This window comes from Dolomitihabitans soli (genome assembly GCF_022213955.1).
In the GTDB taxonomy this organism is placed as follows: Bacteria; Actinomycetota; Actinomycetes; order Streptosporangiales; family Streptosporangiaceae; genus Streptosporangium_A; species Streptosporangium_A soli.
Genome location: NZ_JAKNTW010000026.1, coordinates 1 through 19,467 on the forward strand (window position 1 = coordinate 1; position 19,467 = coordinate 19,467).

The following is a 19,467-nucleotide window of genomic DNA, read 5'->3' on the forward strand; positions in this document are numbered from 1 at the left end:
GCCCCCGTGCCCCGCCCCCCCCGCCCCCCCTCCCCCCCCCCCCCCCGCCGCCCCCCCCCCCCCCCCCCCCCTTCTCGGGTTGATACTTAGCCAGTCTAAGTTAGACTGGCTAAGTATGAATGCCGACGATCTCGCTGTCAGCCTGTCCCGCGAGCTGCGCCACCTGGTGATGCTCCTGCGCAGGGCAGCCGCCGGGCAGCCGGTCACCAGCCAGCAGTACGCCGTGCTGGGTTCGCTGGAGGCCGGGCCGCGCAGGATGACGGAGCTCGCCGAGGAGCACGGGGTGCAGCTCCCGACGATGACGGTGCAGATCAACCGCCTGGAGGACCCCGGCCTGGTGGCGCGGGGGAGCGACCCCGCCGACGCCCGGGTCCGCACCGTGGAGCTCACCGACGAGGGCCGCGCCCGCCTTGAGGCGGTACGGCGGGCCAGGCACGCGTTCCTCGCGCGGCAGCTCGACGCGCTGACCCCGGCGGAGCGCGAGGCCATCGCGGCGGCGCTGCCGGCGCTGTCCCGACTCGGAAGGAAGCAATGAACATTCTGCGTCAGCCCAAGGCGGTCTGGGCCACCGCGTTCGCCGCGGTCGTGGCCTTCATGGGCATCGGGCTGGTCGATCCGATCCTGCCCTCGATCGCCCAGGGCCTGAACGCCTCGCCGAGCCAGGTGTCGCTGCTCTTCACCAGTTACTTCCTGGTGACGGCGGTGGCGATGCTGATCACCGGATGGGTGTCGAGCCGGATCGGCGGCAAGCGCACGCTGCTGCTCGGACTGGCCCTGGTGGTGGTGTTCGCGGCGCTGGCGGGGACCTCGGACAGCGTCGCCGCGCTGGTGGGCTTCCGCGCGGGCTGGGGGCTCGGCAACGCGCTGTTCGTGGCCACCGCGCTGGCCGTCATCGTCGGCGCGGCGAGCGGCGGCGCCGAGGCGGCCATCGTGTTGTACGAGGCGGCGCTCGGCCTCGGTATCTCCGCGGGCCCGCTGGCCGGCGCCCTGCTCGGCGACTGGAACTGGCGTTTTCCCTTCTTCGGCACCGCCACGCTGATGGCCGTCGGCTTCGTCTGCCTCGCCACGCTGCTGCACCGTACGCCCGAGCCCGGGGTGCGGACCAGGCTGGCCGACCCGTTGCGGGCGCTGGCCCACGGCGGGTTGTCGACCACGGCGTTCACGGCGCTGTTCTACAATTTCGCCTTCTTCACCGTGCTGGCGTTCACGCCGTTCATCCTGGGCATGTCGGCCTACGGGATCGGGGCCGTCTTCTTCGGCTGGGGCGTGTGCGTCGCGCTCGCCTCCGTCTTCGGCGCGCCGTACCTGCGGCGGAGGTTCGGGGCGGTCCGGGTGTTGTGGGCGTCGCTGGCGCTGCTCGGGGTCTTCCAGGTGGGCATCGCGCTGTCGGGGAACGTCGCGGGGATCGTGGTGTTCACGGTGCTGTGCGGCATTCCGATCGGGGTGAACAACACGGTGTTCACCGAGGCGGCGATGGCGGTCTCCGACGCGCCCCGGCCGGTGGCGTCGGCGGGCTACAACTTCGTCCGGTGGATGGGCGGGGCGCTGGCGCCGTTCATCGCCACCAAGCTGGGCGAGGAGATCAGCCCCGACCTGCCGTACTATCTGGGCGCGCTGTGCTGCCTGGCCGGTATCGGGGTGCTGGCGCTGCGCCGTCACCACCTGACCGCCCTCGCCCGGGTGGACGTGCCGGAGGTGGCGCCCGCGCGGGTGTGAGAACTCACAGCGAACCATGGACACCGGTGAGATCAAGTGATTAGATGACTTGATAACTGACCAAGGAGTTCCATGTCGCACAGTGAGGTGGTTCGCCCCTCCCTCTCGGACGTCCTCACCGAGCGCATGCTCGAACTGATCCGGGCGGGCGGGCTGCGGCCGGGAGACCGGCTGCCGTCCACCCGGGACCTCTCGCAGCGGTTCGCGGTGACCCCGCCCACGCTGCGCGAGGTGCTGCGCCGGCTGGAGGCCACCGGTGCCGTCGAGATGCGGCACGGTTCCGGACTGTACGTCGGGGCCAACATCGAGCGGATCGTCCTGCCCAATCCCAACATGAGGGAGATGCACGGCGGGCAACTCCTGGAACTCCTCGACGCCCGCATCGTCATCGAACCGCCGCTCGCCGCCCTCGCCGCCCAGCGGGCCGGCGAGGAGGACCTGGCCCGCCTGCGGACCGTCCTCGGCGAGGCGGCCAGACATCTGCTCGGTGAGGACGCCGAGCTGCACGACGCCAACATGACCTTCCACCGGGCGACGGTGAAGGCGGCGAACAACTCCGTGCTCGACGAGGTCGTGGACTCGCTGTTATCCGTCCATGGTTCGGAACAACGCGAGATCCTGCGGATATTCGACGATCGGCGCCGTGACTACAACGAGCATCTCGCGATCCTCGAAGCGATCGAGGCGCGTGACGCCGCGGCCGCCGAGGAGCTCATGCGCGCGCATCTCGTGGACGTGAAGAGCGTCATCGAGCTGAGGCTCGCGTAGCAAGACACCCCCATCAGTGAACAGGAGGCCGGTGTATGACCCGGTCGCGTCGACTTCGCATGGCCACGCTCAGTGTGGCCGCCATTTCGCTCATCCTCGCCGGCTGCTCCTCGGGTGAGGACCCCAAGGCCGGCAAGACCGAGCTGACGCTCTACAACGACAAAGGCGCCTGGAGCAAGTACTTCGAAGAGATGGGCTCGCTGTCGAAGCAGAAGATCGGCCTCGGCATGAAGCCGGTCGGCTACACCGACTCCGCCGGCTACCAGGCCTTCATCAAGGCGTCGTTCCGCACCGACGTCAAGCCCGACCTCTTCAGCTGGCAGACCGGGGGGATGCTGGCGGAGATCGTCAAGCAGAAGCAGGTGGCCGAGACCACGGAGGTGTGGCAGGAGGCCATCAAGAACGGCGACCTCTCCCAGGACGTGGCGAGCTACTACACCGTGGACGGCAAGCAGTACTGCGTCCCGATGAACGTCGCCTACTGGGGCATGTTCTACAACAAGAAGATCTTCGACCAGCACGAGCTGAAGCCCCCCACGACCTGGGACGAGCTCATCAAGATCGCGGACACGCTGAAGCAGAACAAGCTGCCCGCGTTCTACCACACCTCCGTGCTCTTCTCCTTCGTCTGGTTCGAGCAGCTCCTCGCGGGCACCGACCCCGACCTGTACGACAAGTTGTCCACGGGGCAGGCGAAGTACACCGACCCGGGCGTGGTCGCGGTGATGGAGCGCTGGAAGTCGATGATCGACGCCGGCTACTTCGTCAACCCGGGCGACAAGACCGACCCCGGCGACGTGCTGAAGAACGGCAAGGCCGCGATGGTGTCGTTCGGCACCTTCTTCAACACGAGCATGACCCAGCGCGCCATGAAGCCCGGCGAGGACTACGGGTTCTTCGTCATCCCCAACGTCAACGCGTCGCTGCCGAAGACCTCCATGATCTTCGAGAGCGGGCCGCTGTGCTCGCAGACGAAGGCCGCCGACCCGGCCGCCAACATGAAGTACCTCAAGTGGTGGGTCGGCGAGGAGGCGCAGCAGAAGTGGTCCATCGCCCGCGGTGACGTCTCGGCCAACCCGAAGGTCAAGGGCGACGACGAGGCGCTCAACAAGATCACCGAGGATGCCGGCAAGGGCGAGTACCGTCTCGTCAACCGCTACTTCGAGGCGACCCCCCCGCCGATCCTGACGGCCGCGCTCGATGGCTTCGGCGCTTTCCTGGTCAAGCCGGACAGCTATCCGAAGGTGCTGGAAGACATCCAGCGGGCCGCCGACGAGTACTGGAGCACGCACCGGTGACGGTGGCGACGACGAAGCCCGGCGGCGTGTCCCGCCGCCGGGCCCCGCTGCTCGGCACCTTCAGGCACGGCTACGTGGCCCCCGCGGCGCTGCTCGTCGCGGGGCTGCTCTACGCGCCGTTCCTGTGGACGGTCTACCTCAGCTTCACCAGCTACGACGGTCTCGGCGACCCGGAGTGGACGGGCCTGGCCAACTTCGGGCGGCTGCTGGAGGACCCGGCCCTGCTCACCTCGCTCCGCAACACGCTGATCTGGGTGGCCGGGACCATGCTCCTCCCGGTGGGCCTCGGCCTGCTCATCGCGGTGCTGTCGTACGACCTCAAGCACGGCGTGTGGTACCGCCTGCCGTTCATGCTGCCCTACGCGCTCAGCGGCGCCGGGCTGGCCCTGGTGTGGAGCCCGATCCTGTCGCACGGCGGCATGGTCAACCTGCTGTTCGGGGTGGACACCGCGTTCCTGCAGGAGGAGCCGACCAACACGCTGGCCTTGCTGCTCGTCTGGACCTGGCAGCAACTCGGCGTGAACACCCTGTTGTTCGTGGTCGGCCTGCAGTCGATCCCGAAGGCGCCGATCGAGGCCGCGCGCATCGACGGGGCCTCCGGCTGGCAGCTGTTCCGGCGGGTCATCTGGCCGCTGATGGCCCCGCTCACCGCCGTCGTCGTCGGCCTCGCGCTGGTGGCCGGCCTGAAGACCTTCGACATCGTCTGGGTGATGACCCAGGGCGGGCCGGGGCGCAACTCGGAGACCCTCGCCGTGACGATGTACCGCGACACGTTCGTGGCCAGCGAGTACGGCTACGGGTCGGCGGTCGCGGTGATGCTGACCGTGGTGACGGGACTGGCGTCCTACCTCTACCTGCGCCGCCAGGTCGGAGGGACGTCGTGATCCGGCGCGCGGTGCTCATCGTGCTCGGCCTGGTCTGGCTGGGCCCCACCTACCTGCTCCTGATCAACGCCTTCCGCCCGGCGGAGAGCTACGACGCCGGGCGGGCCTGGATCCCGTCGGGCGACTTCGCCCTGCTGGACAACTTCGCCCGGGCCTGGGAGAGCGCGAACCTCGGCGACAGCCTGGCGAGCACGGCGCTCTACAGCATCGTCTCGCCGGCCGCCGGCGTGCTGATCGGCGCGCTCGCCGGCTACGCCATCGTGGTCCTGCGCCTGCGCTACGGGTTCTGGTGGTTCCTGCTCATCTTCGGCGGCACCATCTTCCCGTCGCAGATGCTGCTCGTGCCGCTGTTCATCGGTTACAGCGAAGCCGGGCTCTACGACGACCGGCTCGGCATGATCCTGCTCTACACGGCCATCAGCGTGCCGTTGTCGGCGTTCGTGCTGCGCAACTTCTTCACCGGGGTGGCGTTCTCGATCTTCGAGGCGGCGCGGATGGACGGCGCGTCCACCGGGCACATCTTCCTGCGGATCTACCTGCCGCTGGCGTCCAGCGCGCTGACCGCCGTCTTCATCCTCAATTTCACCTTCATCTGGAACGACCTGCTGTTCGGCCTGACGCTGACGCAGACCTCCACGGTGCGGCCGATCATGACCACACTCGCCGGTCTGCAGACCGACGTCTACGCCGGGATCCCGGTTCCCGTCGGCCTGGCCGCCGGACTGGTCGTCTCGTTGCCGACCGTGGTGGTGTTCCTCGCCACGCAGCGGCTTTTCGCCCGAGGTCTGGCCCTGGGCCAGGTATAGGAGATCTGACATGACAAGCCGGCTGCTGCAGCCGAGCCTGGGCTCGCCCGACTACGACGGCATCAGGCAGGCCCTGCGCCACGACACCTCGACCCCGGTCATCACCGTCCGGGGGCTCGACGTCCGCGTCGCGGTGCTCCCGCTCTTCACGCACGACGGCCGTCAGGCGGTACGCGTCGCGACGACCGGGATGATCCCCGACGGCCTGGAGCACGTGCTCCTCGACGGCGACGAGGTGGTCGACCGCTCGCGGGGCGCCGCGGTGACCCTGCTGGTGCCCGAGGTGACCGAGCCGCGCCGCCTCACCCTGGAGGTGCGCGACGGCGAGGGCCTCGTCGGCGCGGCGCCCATCACGGTGACCCCGCAGCGCAAGTGGAGCGTCTTCGTCGTCCACCACTCGCACCTCGACATCGGCTACACCGACCCGCAGGGCACGGTGCTCCGCAACCACCTCGACTACCTCGACGTGGCCCTGCGCCTCGCGGAGGAGACCGCGGACTGGCCGGACGACGCGCGGTTCCGCTGGTCGGTGGAGTCCTCGATGCCCGCGCTGCGCTGGCTCGACGCCCGCCCGGCCGAGATGGTCGAGGCGTTCGCCGCCCGGGCGCGCGCCGGCCAGATCGAGGTCACCGCGCTGCCGCTCCAGCTGCACACCGAGGCCTGCTCGACCGAGGAGCTGTACCGCCAGCTCAGGCACACCACCGAGCTCAAGGAGAAGTACGGCTTCGCCACCCGGTCGGCGATGCACACCGACGTGCCCGGCGCCGTGGTCGGCCTGGTCGACGCGCTCAACGCGGCCGGGGTGCGCTACCTCGCCGCCGCGCACAACTGGGCCGGCCGTTCGGTGCCCTACCTGGTCGGCGGCGACAAGCTGACCCGCCCGTTCAGGTGGCGCGCGCCCAGCGGGAACGAACTGCTCGTCTGGTTCACCGACACCCCGCACGGCATGGCCTACATGGAGGGCAACACGGTCGGCCTGACCGACTCCTACGAGCTGGCCGACGACCTCCTGCCGCGCTACCTGTCCGCGCTGGCGAACCGCTCCTACCCCTACGGCCCCGGCACCTTCGGCTGGCAGGGCCCCGACGCGCCCAAGGCCCCCTACGAGCTGGACGCGCTGCACCTGCGCGTACAGGGCGCGCACGCCGACAACGCCGGCCCCTCTATCGTGCCGGCGAGCATCGTGCGCCGGTGGAACGAGCAGTGGGCCTACCCGCGCCTGCGCTCGGCGGTGAACAGCGACTTCTTCGACCACGTCCAGGAGCGTTACGGCGACTCGCTGGCCGTACACGAGGGTGACTGGACCGACTGGTGGGCCGACGGGCTCGGCTCCGGCGCCCGCCCGCTGGGCTACGTACGGCGGGCGCAGAGCGCGCTGCGGGCGGCGGAGACGCTGCACGCGCTGGCCGGTCCCGAGGGCGACGCGACCCAGGTCATCGATGAGGCGTACGACAAGGTGGCGCTGTTCAACGAGCACACCTGGGGGGCCGCCAACCCGTGGGAGGACGCCGAGGACGGCGGCGACTCGGGCGGGCTGCAGTGGACCCGCAAGTCGGCCGGCGCCTACCAGGCCCAGGACGACGCCGCCGACCTGCTGCACGCGGCGGTCAGGCGGTTCGGGACCACGTTCGGGCCGGCGGCGGGCGCGGCGGCGTCCTTCGCCGTCTTCAACCCGGCCACCCGTGCCCGCACCGACACCGTGCGCGCCTTCCTGCCGCGGGACATCGTGCCGCTGGAGGCGCCGGTCGCGCTGGTGGACGCGCGCACCGGGGAGCGGATCCCGCACCACGAGGAGGTCGTGCACCCGGTCGACTGGCCGACCAGGCCCATCGGCCGCCACCTTGAGGCCGTGCTCCCCGACGTGCCCGGCCTCGGCTACGCGCGGATCGACGTGGTCGAGGCGGCGGAGGCGACCCCGCCGGCCGCCGACCTTGGCTTCGACGGGACGATCGAGAACGAGTTCTACCGCGTTGCCTACGACGTGCGCGAGGGGTTCATCCGGTCGGTGTTCGACAAGGTCGCCGGGCGCGAACTGGTCAACGCCGACGCGGCCGCCGGGTTCGGCCAGTACGTCTACGACCGGTACGCCACCGCGCCGCACTTCAACCACCTGTCCGGGCACGTCGGCGCGCACGACAGGACCCTGCTGGGCGACCGGGCGATCGGCAGGCACGCCGCGATCGTCAAGGCCACCCGCACCGCCGTGGGCGAGCGCCTGGTCATCGAGTTGCAGGCCAAGGGCGTCGACTGGCTGCGCACCACGATCGACCTGCACTACGGCGTGCCCCGGCTCGACCTGAGCTACCAGCTCGCCAAGCAGGGCACGCCCGCCAAGGAGGCGGTCTTCCTCGCCTTCCCGTTCGCCACCTCGAGGCCGCCCGCGTCCTGGGAGCTGACCGGCGGGGTGGGCGGCGACCGGGTGCCGCGGGTTCCCGGCTCGGCGGAGTACATGCTGCCCATCAGGCACTGGATCTCCTTCGAGGACCCGGAGCTGACGATCTCCTGGGCGACCCTGGAGGCGCCGCTGGTGCAACTCGGCACCATCCACATGCCCTACGCGCCGTTCCCGCCGACGCTGGACGAGGAACCGGGAACCGTCTACTCCTGGGCGCTGAACAACATCTGGGACACCAACTTCCCGGCCCAGCAGCAGGGCGAGACGACGTTCAGATACGCCGTGACGTCGGCGGCCTCCGTACCGGGCAGCAGGCTCGGCGCCCAGGCGGCGGCCGGGCTCACCGAGCCCTTCATCGGGGTGCTGGCCACCGGTGCGACGCCCGCGCCCGCCACCGAGCAGTTCGTCACCGTGGACGACCCGGACGTGCTGGTCACCTCGGTCGGCCAGACGCCGGAAGGGGTCGTCGTCCGCCTGCAGTCGCTGGCGGCCGACCCGGTGGAGGTCACCGTGGGCGTCCCGGGGCTGCGCGAGGCGCGGGTCAGCGCCGGGCTGGACTACGAGACGAGGCCGCTGGACGTCCGCGACCAGTCGGTGAGGGTACGGCTGCCCGCGTGCGGGGTGGCCGCCGTTTGGGGGATTCGTGAAGATCGTTGACATCCGCGCGACGACGGTCGCCGTGCCGCTGGAGGCGCCGTTGCGGCACAGCAACGGCGCCCACTGGGGCCGGTTCGTCCGGACGATCGTGGAGGTCGAGGCGGACAACGGGCTGGTCGGCCTGGGGGAGATGGGCGGGGGAGGGGAGAGTGCGGAGGCGGCCATCCGCGCGCTGCTGCCCTACCTCGCCGGGCACGACCCGTTCCAGCTGGAGACGCTGCGCTTCAAGATCGCCAATCCGACGGCGTCGCTCTACAACAACCGGACCCAGTTGCTGGCGGCGATCGAGTTCGCCTGCGTCGACCTGATCGGGCTGCACCTCGGCGTCCCGGCGCACGACGTGCTCGGCGGGCGGGTCCGCGACGCCGTGCCGTTCGCCTCCTACCTGTTCTTCCGCTACCCCGGCGCGGGCTTCGACGAGATCCGCACCCCGGACCAGCTCGTCGAGCACGCCCGCGGGCTGCGGGAGGCGCACGGCTTCACGGTGCACAAGCTCAAGGGCGGGGTGTTCCCGCCCGACTACGAGCTGGAGTGCTACCGCGCGCTGGCCGACGCGTTCCCCGGCGACCGGTTGCGCTACGACCCGAACGCGGTGCTCTCGCCCGCCGAGGGGCTGCGCTTCGGCCGGGCGATCGAAGGGCTGTCCAACGACTACCTCGAGGACCCGGTGTACGGGCTGGAGGGGCTGCGGCAGATCCGCGAGCAGGTGCGGGTGCCGATCGCGACCAACACCGTCGTGGTCAACTTCGAGCAGCTCGCCACCAACGTGCTGCGCCGCAGCGCGGACGTGATCCTGCTGGACACGACGTTCTGGGGCGGCATCAGGCCGTGCGTCAAGGCGGCGGGGGTGTGCGAGACCTTCCAGCTCGGGGTCGCCGTGCACTCCTCCGGCGAGCTGGGCATCCAGCTCGCCACGATGCTGCACCTGGGGGCGGTCCTGCCGAACCTGACGTACGCGGCGGACGCGCACTACCACCAGCTCCGCGACGACGTGATCGAGGGAGGCAAGCTGCCCTATGCCGACGGGCGGATCGCGGTCCCGACCGGTCCCGGCCTGGGCGTGCGGCTCGACGCGGACCGGGTCGCCGAGTACGCGGAGCTGTATCGCGAGCTGGGGGGCTACCCCTACGACCGGGACCCCGGGCGTCCCGGCTGGTACGCCCAGGTCCCGAACGAACGCTTCGCCGATCCCGCCCTGGCCCTCGACCCGCTGGGCTGACCGGCCCGGACGCCGGGGCGCGGTGGCCTTCGGGCCGCCGCGCCCCGCTCCGGTCCACGCCGACCGGCGTCACCGGTCCTGTGCCGGGGGCGCGGTGACCTCATTCAGGGAGGACGGCGGGGTTGCGGGCCAGCAGGCCGCCGTCCACGCGGTGCTCGGCGCCGGTGATGAAGGACGCGCCGGGGCCCGCCAGGAAGGCGACCATCTCGGCGACCTCCTCCGGCCTGGCGACCCTGCCGAGCGGGTGGGCGCGGCCCCACTGCGCGATCTGCTCCTCCTGGCTGAGCTCCCCGCGGAACAGGTCGGCGGCCCAGCGCAGCATGGGGGTGTCCACCGAGCCGGGGCAGACCACGTTGACCCGGATGCCGTCGGCGGCATGGTCGAGGGCCATCGCCCTGGTCAGCCCGTTGAGCGCCGATTTGCTCGCCGTGTAGGCCGCCACCTGCGTCTGCGACGCGAACGCCTGCACGGAGGAGAGCACCACGATCGCCCCGCCGCCGCGCGCCCGCAGGTGCGGGATGGCCGCCTGGCAGGTCAGGTAGACGCCCTTCACGTTGATGTCGAGCACCTCGTCCCAGGTCTCCTCGGAGGTGCCCTCGACGGTGCCGTAGCGCTGCACGCCCGCGCAGGTGGCGACCACGTCGAGCCCGCCGAAGGTCGAGACCGCCAGCTCGGCCAGGTCACGAAGCCGCCCGGCGTCGCGGACGTCGGCCTCCACGCCGATCACCCGATCGCGCTCGTCCGGCCGTACGGCGTCCGCGCCCACGCCGCAGTAGACCACCGCGGCCCCCGCGTCGGCGAGCCGGTCGACCACCGCGCGGCCGATCCCCATCGAACCACCGGTGACCAGGGCGACCTTGCCCTCGAACTCGTTCACCTGACAACCTCCGCCCGCAGGCTGAGCGCCCGCGTCTCGTACGGCTCCAGCAGCATCGCCGTCCCGTTGTCCACGGCCGCCGACAGCCCATCGGTGGGCATGCTGGAGAACGGCTCGAGCCCGATCGTGCGAGCCCGGCCCCACCAGGGATAATCCTCCGTCGCGCCGAGCTCCTGCCACATCCACAGGTACGGCAGGACGTTCGCGTCCCACGCCACGCGCAGCCCGAGCGTCTCACCGGCGACCTCGTACCAGCCGTCGGTGAAGCCGGTCAGATAGACGATGTCGCTCGGTCCGCCGTCGGGCACCACACTGAGGTCGGTGCTGCCGCCGCCGGGGGCGGGCACGGCGGGCCACGTCCAGGGGCCGCCCGCCAGTACCCGCCGTCCCGCCGGATGGATCGCGGTGGGATGGGGGATCACCGAGATCCCCTCGGGCAGCCGGATCCGGCTGCCGGGGCGCAGGAAGGGGGCGCCGAACACGATGTGGTGCCCCCACATCGCGTGCAGGGCGACGCCGGACTCGTTGGTCACCCGGCCCTCGATCTCCACCGACGGGGACCCGGAGACCATGCGGAACGTCTTCTCCAGCGCGAACGGCAGCCGTCTGGCCCGCACGCGGAGCCGTACCGCGACCTCCTCGGGGGAGTCGGCGACGATCGTGGCCGCCCAGGGCAGCCCGGCGACCTCGCCGTGCTGTGCCAGCCGGGCGCCGCGGTAGACGCTGGGCGCGCCGCCGTTGGGGAAGACCTCCTGCCAGCCGCCCTCGTAGTGGTCGATGAACGCGGCCTCGTCGTCGGCGGCGCCGCCGGCCACGTCGTGCGGCGCGCGCAGGCCCTGCGGCGAGAGCCACACGAAGTCGGTGTCGGTCGGTTTGTGCGCGAACTCCACCACGTCGCCGCCCTTGCCGGCCAGCACGGTGACGCGCAGCAGTTCGTTCTCCAGCACGACCGCCCGCATCCCGGCGAGAGTGATCTCGTGGATGCGGGCGGCCCAGTTGCGTCTCAGCGTCACCTGAAACTCAGATCGATGAAGCGCGGGCGGTAGATGGTGACGTCCTTGTAGTGGTCGGTGTTGACGAAGCTGTTGACGTTGTAGGACACCACCAGCTTGCCGTCGGCGTCGATCCCGGGGTGCGCGTGGGCGTTGTAGGTGAAGATGTTCGGCCCGTAGGTCGCGGCTTCGGGAGTTGTGTAAACCTGCGTCTTGGCCGTGAAGGGCCCGTACGGCGTGCAGGAGTGGTAGGCGACGATCCGCGGGCTCAGGGTCTCCGTCGTGTCATGGGTGATCAGCACGTAGGAGCCGCCCACCTTGCTGACGCTGTACTCGTTGGCCACGCCGGGCATCACGCGCGCCGAGTCGGCCTCGGCCGTGGACCAGGCGCCCGCGGCGGTGTAGTACTCCCACTGCCCGAGCAGGCTCTTTCCGTTGACCCTGGCGATGTGCATGTACTTCGTCCCGCCCAGGTCCTCCACCCCGTAGATGTAGGTGTGCGAGCCGGCCCGGTGGAAGCCGGAGGCCCAGGCGACGCTCTTGCCGGAGGGCAGCGGGTGCACGCTGACCGGGGAGGTCAGCCGCCCCGTGGGGAACCTGGCCACGACGTTGCGCGACCAGCGCCAGTCCCACTGGCCCGCGCCGAACCGCTCGTACTCCTGGTAGGTCACCTCGACCAGGCCGCCGGCGAGGACGGCGTCGCCCGCCCAGTACCAGTGCTTGTCGTCGCGCGGCGGCATGACGGCCTTCGGGTCCTCGGCGGTCCCGCCGTGGATCGTGGACAGGCGGCCGTTCCGCTCCACCGCGAAGGAGTTGTTGATGAACGCGGTCGTGCCGCCCTCCTCCTTGACCGGCGGGCGCGACCCGTCGGGGTTCACCTGCCCGAGGAAGGTGTCGGAGAAGACCCACAGCCGGCGGCCGTTCGCCAGCGTCAGCGAGTAGGTGCCGTCGGCGCCGGTCCAGTCGTCCAGCCGGCCGTTGTCGTCGCCGTAGGCGGTGAACAGGTTCGTCAGGCGGGTGTTGGTCGTCGCGCCCTGGAACTCGGGGATGTCGCACGCCGGCTTGGCGGACGTGGTGGCCTGCGGGCTCGCGGTGACCGGCGCCGGCCGGGGCGGCGCGGCCAGGGCGGCCGGGGGCAGCGCGCCGGCGCCGAGCAGTCCTGCGAGGAGGGGGATCAGTGCATATCGAGCTCGCGACATCACACTTCCTATCAGCCGACGGTGAGTGCCTATAGTTCTAGTCATCAGATCACATACTGTCTAGATCTATCTTTGGCGGAAGACGTGCCGATGCCTGTGCGTTGAAGTTCAGGGATTACTCTGATCCCCCCGAACCCAGACGAAAGGATGACGGTGCCCACGATCGGTGTGCTCGCCCTTCAGGGAGACGTCCGCGAGCATCTGCACTCCCTCACGGCCACGGGCGCCAAGGCGCTCGCCGTACGCAGGCCGGAGGAGCTCGACACGGTCGACGCGCTGGTCATCCCTGGCGGGGAGTCCACCACGATGTGGAAACTCGCCGACGCCTTCGACCTGCTCCAGCCGCTGCGGCTGCGGATCAAGGAGGGGATGCCCGCCTACGGCTCCTGCGCCGGCATGATCATGCTGGCCGACCGGATCGAGGGCGGGATCGAAGGGCAGCAGACGATCGGCGGCATCGACATGACGGTCCGCCGCAACGCCTTCGGCCGCCAGGTCGACTCCTTCGAGGCCGACATCGACTTCGCCGGGCGCGGCAGGCGCCGGGCGGTCTTCATCCGGGCGCCCTGGGTCGAGGCGGTGGGTTCGGGCGTCGAAGTTCTGGCGGTGGCCGAACCTGGGGATAGGATCGTCGCGGTCCGTCAGGGATCGCTGCTCGCCACGTCCTTCCATCCGGAGCTGACGGTGGACATCGGCGTGCACTCATACTTCGCCGAGATGGTCCGCGCGAGCTGAGTACGCGGGAGAGCAGGCCCGCACGAGACGAGAGGGAGTTCCAGGCGATGTCCGGCCACTCCAAATGGGCGACGACGAAGCACAAGAAAGCCGTGGTCGACGCCAAGCGCGGCAAGCTGTTCGCCAAGCTCATCAAGAACATCGAGGTGGCCGCCCGGACCGGTGGTCCCGACCTCGACGGCAACCCGACCCTCTACGACGCCGTCCAGAAGGCCAGGAAGAACTCCGTGCCGCTGGACAACATCGAGCGGGCCCGCAAACGCGGCGGCGGCCTGGAGGCCGGCGGGGCCGAATGGCAGACGATCATGTATGAGGGATACGCCCCCGGCGGGGTGGCGGTGCTCATCGAGTGCCTCACCGACAACCGCAACCGGGCGGCGTCGGAGGTCCGGGTCGCGATGACCCGCAACGGCGGCTCGATGGCCGACCCGGGCTCGGTGTCCTACATGTTCAACCGCAAGGGCGTCGTCATCGTGCCGAAGGCCGAGGGCCTGTCCGAGGACGACGTGCTGGTCGCGGTCCTCGACGCCGGCGCCGAGGAGGTCAACGACCTCGGTGAGTCCTTCGAGGTCGTCTCCGAGGCCGGTGACCTCATCCCGGTCCGCAAGGCGTTGCAGGACGCGGGCGTCGACTACGAGTCGGCCGAGGCGTCCTTCCTGCCCTCGCTGAGCGTCCCCCTGGAGGAGGACGGCGCGAAGAAGGTCTTCCGCCTGCTGGAGGCGCTGGAGGACAGCGACGACGTGCAGAACGTCTGGGCCAACTTCGACGTCTCCGACGAGGTCCTGGCCCGGCTCGACTGACAATTCGTTCGCCCGGTGCCCGGCGGTTGCGTAAGTTGAGGCGTTGTGGACATTCGTGATCTGACGGTCGGCGACCTCGGGGCCGTGCTCGACAACCGCAAACGCGCGTTCGGCCCGGTCGCGCCGGCCGATGTCGAAATCTGGCAGAGAAGGATCACGCCGTCCCTTTCGCAGGGGCGCTGTCTCGGCGCCTTCGACGGGCCGCGCCTGGTCGCCACCAGCCGGATCATCGACCTCGTCCAGTGGTGGCACGGCCGGCCGATGTCGATGGGCGGCGTGGCCGGCGTCACGGTCGCCCCCGAGGAGCGCGGCCGGGGCTTGGGGCGGCTCATCATGCGCGCCACCATCGAGCGCTGCGCCGCGCTCGGCCACTCCGTCTCCGCTCTCTTCCCGGCCACCACCCCCCTCTACCGCGGCCTCGGCTGGGAGCACGCCGGCGCCCAGTACGACGCCACCCTGCGGCCCGAGGCGCTGCGGTCGATCCGGCAGACCGAGCAGGTCAAGCTCCGCAGGATCGGCCCCGACGACGCCCCCGCGGTGCGGGCCGTCCTCGATCGCGTGTACGGCGAGAACAGGGCGAGCGGCCCGATCGGCTGGGACGAGCACAGCCTGCGCATCTGGCTCGACACGCCCGACGACTTCCGCTACGCCGCCGACGACGGCTTCGTCGTCTACCGCTGGAACGGGCAGCGCATCGACGTCGACAACCTCGTCGCCGGGTCGGAGGCCACCGCCAGGGCCCTGTGGGCGATGGTCGGCACCTCCTCCACGATCGCCCAGTCGGTCCGCGCCTGCGTCGCCCCCGACGACCCGGTGTTCTGGCTGGTCGGCGAGCGCACGACCGACCAGGTGGCGCAGGCCCGCTGGATGTTCCGCGTCATCGATGTGGCCGCCGCCCTCGCCGGGCGGGGCTTCCCGCTCGGCGCCACGCTCGACACCGTGATCGAGGTGGCGGACCCCGAGCGCGCCGCCAACTCCGGCGGATGGCACCTGCGGGTCGCCGGCGGCACCGGTACGGCGAGCCCCGCCGCCCCCTCCCGCAGTGGGCCGCGCCTGTCCGTCGGCGGGTTCTCCGCCCTGTTCGCGGGAGTGCCGATGGCCACGCTCCGGCGGGCCGGCCTCGTCTCAGGCGGCGACGGCAGCGGAGACGACGAACTGGATACGGCTTTCCGCGCTACGCCGTACATGCTGGATAACTTCTGATCATTTAGGGTTCGCCGGCGTTTGTCGTGCCGGTGCCTCAGATCATCCAGTCCAACTCTGCCGTGGTATCGCCGCCTTTATGGCGGAGAGGTGCCGATCGAGGATCGCGCGGGGTAAGCGCGCCGGGCAGGCGTCTGGTCCCGACCACCGAATTCCCGGTTATGGCCCCGGTCACCGAGCTCTTGTGGAATCGTGTCAGCTCCTTTCCGGCGGAATCGAAAGCGGCCCACGGGAGATCGCATTCCCGATATCACGAGTGATTGGGCCTCCCTTCCGTAACTCCACCCTCAATACGATCGTGTGCACCCACAGGAAAACGCGGCGCATGAAAGATCACTGTGAAGAAGGTCGAAGAAGTCGAGACGGCCGGTAACGGCGATGCCCGGGCGTGGCAGGCGGGCCGGTGGCTCCTGACCGGTCGCGGCCTCCGCCGACCGGCCGGCGGTCGGGCGGCTGCGCGGTGAGCGTCGACCTGTCCTTCCTCAGCGTCGTCAGGGACGGCGAGGACGACTACGTCATCGGCAACGGCGAGACCTTCGCCAACGTGCCGGAGATCGCGGCGGCGGTGGTCGGGCTGCTCGACGGCACCAGGAGCGCCCAGGAGGTGCGCGAGCACGTCATGCGGACGAGAGGCGTCGACGTCGACGTCGCCGACTTCGTCTCCGGCCTGGACGGCATCGGCCTGCTCGCCGTACCCGAGCGGCCGCCCAACCTGTGGGACCGGATCCAGCGGCACCACGTGGCCTGGCTCTTCTCCCGGCCGGCCGACGTGGTCGTGCTGCTGCTCACCGGCTGCGCGGTCGCGGCGCTGATCCTGCGGCCGGACGTCGCGCCCACCTACTCCGGCGTCATCTGGTCGGGCTCCAGCCTGGTCTTCACCGCCTCCTTCGCGGCCGGGTCGTGGCTGCTCGTCCTCATGCACGAGCTCAGTCACATCGCGGCCGCCAGGTCGCTCGGCGTGCGCGCCGGGCTGTCCCTGGGCGCCCGGTCGCGGTTCCTGGTCGTGCAGACCGACGTGACGGGGGTGTGGCGCAGCCCGCGCCGCGCCCGCCAGCGCGTCTACCTGGCGGGGATGCGGACCGACCTCGCGATCTTCTCGGCGGCCGTCTGCGTGGCCGCGATCACGGGGGACCAGGCGATCGCGGGGCTCTCCCGGATGGCGGCCCTCATCTGCCTGTCGCAGATCGTGTGGCAGTTCCTGTTCTTCATGAAGACCGACGTCTACTACGCCTACGCCAATCTGAGCGGCGACAAGGACCTGATGGCCGCCGCCCGGGCGCACCTGGCGAGCGGCCGTACCTCCGCCGCGCCGCCCAGCGTGCGGATCTACGCGTGGTTCGTGGCCGCCGGCCGGGTCGTCGGCCTCGCGTTCCTCGCCCTCTACACCGTGCCCCTGACGGCCGCGGTCTGCGACCGGGCGCTCGCCGAGCTCTCCCTGGTCGCGAGCCCGCCGGACATCGTCTCCCCGGCCGGCACGCTGCTCGTCATCGGCCTCGGCTGGGCGTGGTACCTCTACGTGTGGCTCGTGCGCGGAACGCGTGTCCGGCGTGCGGGCAGACGGCGAGCGCGGTAAAGTTCCTCCGAACAGGTGTTCGGCGATGGAGAGGCGTGCCGGTGCGGTTGCCCGAGCTGCGGGTGATGGGGGTCGACCCGGGGCTGACCCGGTGCGGGCTCGGAGCGGTCGAGGGGCGTCCCGGCGCGCGGCTGTCCCTGGTCGCGGTCGGTGTGGTGCGCACCCCGCCCGACGCCGACCTCGGCGTGCGGCTGGTGGCGATCGAGGCCGAGATCGAGCGCTGGCTCGACGAGCTGCGGCCCGACTCCGTCGCGGTGGAGCGGGTCTTCGCCCAGCACAACACCCGCACCGTGATGGGCACGGCGCAGGCGTCGGCCGTCGCCATCCTCTGCGCCGCCAGGCGCGGCCTGCCCGTCACGCTGCACACCCCCAGCGAGGTCAAGGCCGCCATCACCGGCAGCGGCACCGCCGACAAGAAGCAGGTCGGCACGATGGTCACCCGGCTGCTCCGGCTGGAGAGCATGCCCAAGCCCGCCGACGCCGCCGACGCGCTCGCGCTCGCGATCTGCCACGTGTGGCGAGGCGGCGTGCAGAACCGGCTGGCGGAGGCGCTCGCCAAGGCGCAGTCCGCGCGACCCCCGAGAGGAGTGAGGCAGTGATCGCCTCGATCACCGGCAGGACCGCCATGATCGGGCCGGGCTCGGCCGTGGTCGAGGTCGGCGGGATCGGCATGCTCATGCACTGCACGCCGGGCACGCTCGGAGCCCTGCGGGTCGGCGAGAACGCCAGGCTGGCGACCTCCCTGGTGGTCCGCGAGGAGTCCCTGACCCTGTACGGCTTCGCCGAGGACGACGAGCGCGACCTGTTCGAGTCGGTGCAGCGGGTCGCCGGTGTCGGACCCCGGCTGGCGCTGGCGATGCTCGCCGTGCACGCGCCGGACCGGTTGCGGGTCGCGGTGGCCGCGGGCGACGTCAAGGCGCTGACCATGGTGCCCGGCATCGGCCCCAAGGTGGCGCAGCGCATCATCCTGGAGCTCAAGGACAAGCTCGGCACCCCGCGGAGCGCGGTCGAGGCCGCCCGGGGCGGGTACGTCGGCACGCCCGCCTGGCGCGAGCAGGTGCACTCCGGGCTGGTCGGGCTGGGCTACTCGGCGCGCGACGCCGACGAGGCCGTCGCCGTGGTCTCCCCCCAGGCCGACGCCGAGCTGGCTGCGGGAAGTCCTCCGCAGGTGGCCGTGCTGCTGAAGGCGGCACTGCGCGTTCTGAGCGTTCGCTAGGTTGGGGCCGTGAGTCTGGAACGCGATCTTGTGTCGCCCGACGCGGAAGGCGACGAGCGAGCCGTCGAGGCGGCCCTGCGTCCCAAGCGGCTGAGCGAGTTCATCGGCCAGGGGCGGGTCCGCGAGCAGCTCTCGCTGGTGCTGGAAAGCGCGCTGCGCCGCGGCCGGCCCCCCGACCATGTGCTGATGAACGGCTCGCCCGGCCTCGGCAAGACCACCCTGGCCATGATCATCGCCGCCGAGCTGGGCGCCCCGCTGCGCCTCACCTCCGGGCCCGCGCTGGAGCGCGCGGGCGATCTCGCCGCGATCCTTTCGACGCTGGCCGAGGGCGAGGTGCTGTTCATCGACGAGATCCACCGGATGGCCAGGCCCGCCGAGGAGATGCTCTATCTCGCGATGGAGGACTTCCGGGTCGACATCGTGGTGGGCAAGGGGCCGGGCGCGACCGCGATCCCGCTCGACATCGCGCCGTTCACCCTGGTCGGCGCCACCACGCGGGCGGGGCTGCTGCCCGCGCCGCTGCGCGACAGGTTCGGGTTCGTCGCGCACCTGGACTTCTACGAGCCCGCCGAGCTGGAGCGGGTCCTGCACCGCTCGTCCGGCCTGCTCGGCGTGAGCCTGCCCGATGACGCGGCCCGCGAGATCGCGCGGCGGTCCAGGGGCACTCCGCGCATCGCCAACCGGCTGCTGCGCAGGGTCCGCGACTTCTCCGAGGTCCGTGCGGAGGGCGTGGTCACCCAGGAGATCGCCTCGGCCGCGCTCACCCTCTACGAGGTCGACGCCGAGGGCCTGGACCGGCTCGACCGCGCCGTGCTCGGCGCCCTGCTGCGCAGGTTCGGCGGCGGGCCCGTGGGTCTGTCAACGCTGGCGGTGGCCGTGGGGGAGGAGCCGGAGACGGTGGAGGTCGTGGCCGAACCCTTCCTGGTACGGCAGGGCCTGCTGGCCCGCACGCCACGGGGCAGGGTCGCCACCGCCGCGGCGTGGGTCCACCTCGGCCTCGTCCCGCCGCCGGACGCGTTCGGCGCGTCCGTCGTCTCAGCCCTTTCCGACGACCCCTGATCACAGAACGGTGACAAGCATTGCAAACCGGGAACTTTCCCGCGCGCCGCATCGTGGGTTCGTTGCCGGG

Annotated in this window: 18 protein-coding genes; 15 read left to right on the plus strand and 3 right to left on the minus strand. The window is 71.0% G+C overall.

Annotated elements, in window-relative coordinates; translation table 11 throughout:
• Positions 1–115: 115 nt before the first annotated feature.
• From MBA17_RS36680 to MBA17_RS36715, 8 genes are all read left to right on the plus strand, one after another.
• Positions 116–535, plus strand: coding sequence for a MarR family winged helix-turn-helix transcriptional regulator (locus MBA17_RS36680; RefSeq protein WP_238502125.1), 420 nt, complete (start codon positions 116–118; stop codon positions 533–535).
• Positions 532–1,716 carry an MFS transporter gene (locus MBA17_RS36685; RefSeq protein ID WP_238502126.1) on the plus strand — a complete coding sequence of 395 codons (1,185 nt, stop codon included), beginning with the start codon at positions 532–534 and terminating at the stop codon, positions 1,714–1,716. The genes MBA17_RS36680 and MBA17_RS36685 overlap by 4 nt, the downstream gene beginning before the upstream one ends.
• 72 nt (positions 1,717–1,788) lie before the next feature.
• Positions 1,789–2,484, plus strand: coding sequence for a FadR/GntR family transcriptional regulator (locus MBA17_RS36690; RefSeq protein WP_238502127.1), 696 nt, complete (start codon positions 1,789–1,791; stop codon positions 2,482–2,484).
• A 35-nt stretch (positions 2,485–2,519) separates the two neighbouring features.
• Positions 2,520–3,782 carry an ABC transporter substrate-binding protein gene (locus MBA17_RS36695; RefSeq protein WP_238502129.1) on the plus strand — a complete coding sequence of 421 codons (1,263 nt, stop codon included), beginning with the start codon at positions 2,520–2,522 and terminating at the stop codon, positions 3,780–3,782.
• Positions 3,779–4,666 (plus strand): carbohydrate ABC transporter permease, encoded by an 888-nt coding sequence (locus MBA17_RS36700; protein ID WP_238502131.1) that lies wholly within the window; start codon positions 3,779–3,781, stop codon positions 4,664–4,666. The genes MBA17_RS36695 and MBA17_RS36700 overlap by 4 nt, the downstream gene beginning before the upstream one ends.
• Positions 4,663–5,472, plus strand: a complete 810-nt coding sequence (locus MBA17_RS36705; protein WP_238502133.1) for a carbohydrate ABC transporter permease — start codon at positions 4,663–4,665, stop codon at positions 5,470–5,472. The genes MBA17_RS36700 and MBA17_RS36705 overlap by 4 nt, the downstream gene beginning before the upstream one ends.
• A gap of 10 nt (positions 5,473–5,482) precedes the next feature.
• Entirely contained in the window at positions 5,483–8,524 is a 3,042-nt protein-coding gene (locus MBA17_RS36710) for a glycoside hydrolase family 38 N-terminal domain-containing protein (protein WP_238502135.1), read from the plus strand.
• On the plus strand, positions 8,511–9,743 hold the full coding sequence (locus tag MBA17_RS36715; protein WP_238502137.1) for an enolase C-terminal domain-like protein: 1,233 nt from the start codon (positions 8,511–8,513) through the stop codon (positions 9,741–9,743). The genes MBA17_RS36710 and MBA17_RS36715 overlap by 14 nt, the downstream gene beginning before the upstream one ends.
• A 100-nt stretch (positions 9,744–9,843) precedes the next feature.
• Here MBA17_RS36715 and MBA17_RS36720 read toward each other — a convergent pair whose 3' ends face one another.
• From MBA17_RS36720 to MBA17_RS36730, 3 genes are read right to left on the minus strand one after another with little or no spacing between them, the layout of a single operon-like run.
• Complete coding sequence (locus MBA17_RS36720) at positions 9,844–10,620, minus strand: SDR family NAD(P)-dependent oxidoreductase (RefSeq protein ID WP_238502139.1); 777 nt, start codon at positions 10,618–10,620, stop codon at positions 9,844–9,846.
• The gene (locus tag MBA17_RS36725; RefSeq protein WP_238502141.1) at positions 10,617–11,633 is read right to left on the minus strand and encodes a DUF4432 family protein; all 1,017 of its coding nucleotides are present in this window, start codon (positions 11,631–11,633) and stop codon (positions 10,617–10,619) included. The genes MBA17_RS36720 and MBA17_RS36725 overlap by 4 nt, the downstream gene beginning before the upstream one ends.
• Positions 11,630–12,811 carry a DUF4185 domain-containing protein gene (locus MBA17_RS36730; protein WP_238502143.1) on the minus strand — a complete coding sequence of 394 codons (1,182 nt, stop codon included), beginning with the start codon at positions 12,809–12,811 and terminating at the stop codon, positions 11,630–11,632. Before MBA17_RS36730 ends, MBA17_RS36725 begins: the two co-directional genes overlap by 4 nt.
• Before the next feature lie 147 nt (positions 12,812–12,958).
• Here MBA17_RS36730 and pdxT point away from each other — a divergent pair, with 147 nt between their 5' ends.
• The 7 genes from pdxT to ruvB all read left to right on the plus strand — a co-directional run bounded on the left by pdxT (position 12,959) and on the right by ruvB (position 19,397).
• Entirely contained in the window at positions 12,959–13,546 is a 588-nt protein-coding gene (pdxT, locus tag MBA17_RS36735; protein ID WP_274386532.1) for a pyridoxal 5'-phosphate synthase glutaminase subunit PdxT, read from the plus strand.
• Between the two features lie 47 nt (positions 13,547–13,593).
• A complete protein-coding gene (locus MBA17_RS36740) occupies positions 13,594–14,346 on the plus strand; it encodes a YebC/PmpR family DNA-binding transcriptional regulator (protein ID WP_238502147.1) in 753 nt (250 codons plus the stop codon).
• A gap of 45 nt (positions 14,347–14,391) precedes the next feature.
• Entirely contained in the window at positions 14,392–15,549 is a 1,158-nt protein-coding gene (locus tag MBA17_RS36745; protein ID WP_238502148.1) for a GNAT family N-acetyltransferase, read from the plus strand.
• Between the two features lie 403 nt (positions 15,550–15,952).
• Entirely contained in the window at positions 15,953–17,122 is a 1,170-nt protein-coding gene (locus MBA17_RS36750; protein WP_238502150.1) for a hypothetical protein, read from the plus strand.
• Between the two features lie 56 nt (positions 17,123–17,178).
• Positions 17,179–17,721 carry a crossover junction endodeoxyribonuclease RuvC gene (gene ruvC / locus MBA17_RS36755; protein ID WP_238502196.1) on the plus strand — a complete coding sequence of 181 codons (543 nt, stop codon included), beginning with the start codon at positions 17,179–17,181 and terminating at the stop codon, positions 17,719–17,721.
• Positions 17,718–18,338, plus strand: coding sequence for a Holliday junction branch migration protein RuvA (gene ruvA, locus MBA17_RS36760; RefSeq protein ID WP_238502152.1), 621 nt, complete (start codon positions 17,718–17,720; stop codon positions 18,336–18,338). The genes ruvC and ruvA overlap by 4 nt, the downstream gene beginning before the upstream one ends.
• A gap of 9 nt (positions 18,339–18,347) precedes the next feature.
• Positions 18,348–19,397 carry a Holliday junction branch migration DNA helicase RuvB gene (ruvB, locus tag MBA17_RS36765; protein WP_238502154.1) on the plus strand — a complete coding sequence of 350 codons (1,050 nt, stop codon included), beginning with the start codon at positions 18,348–18,350 and terminating at the stop codon, positions 19,395–19,397.
• Positions 19,398–19,467: the final 70 nt, after the last annotated feature.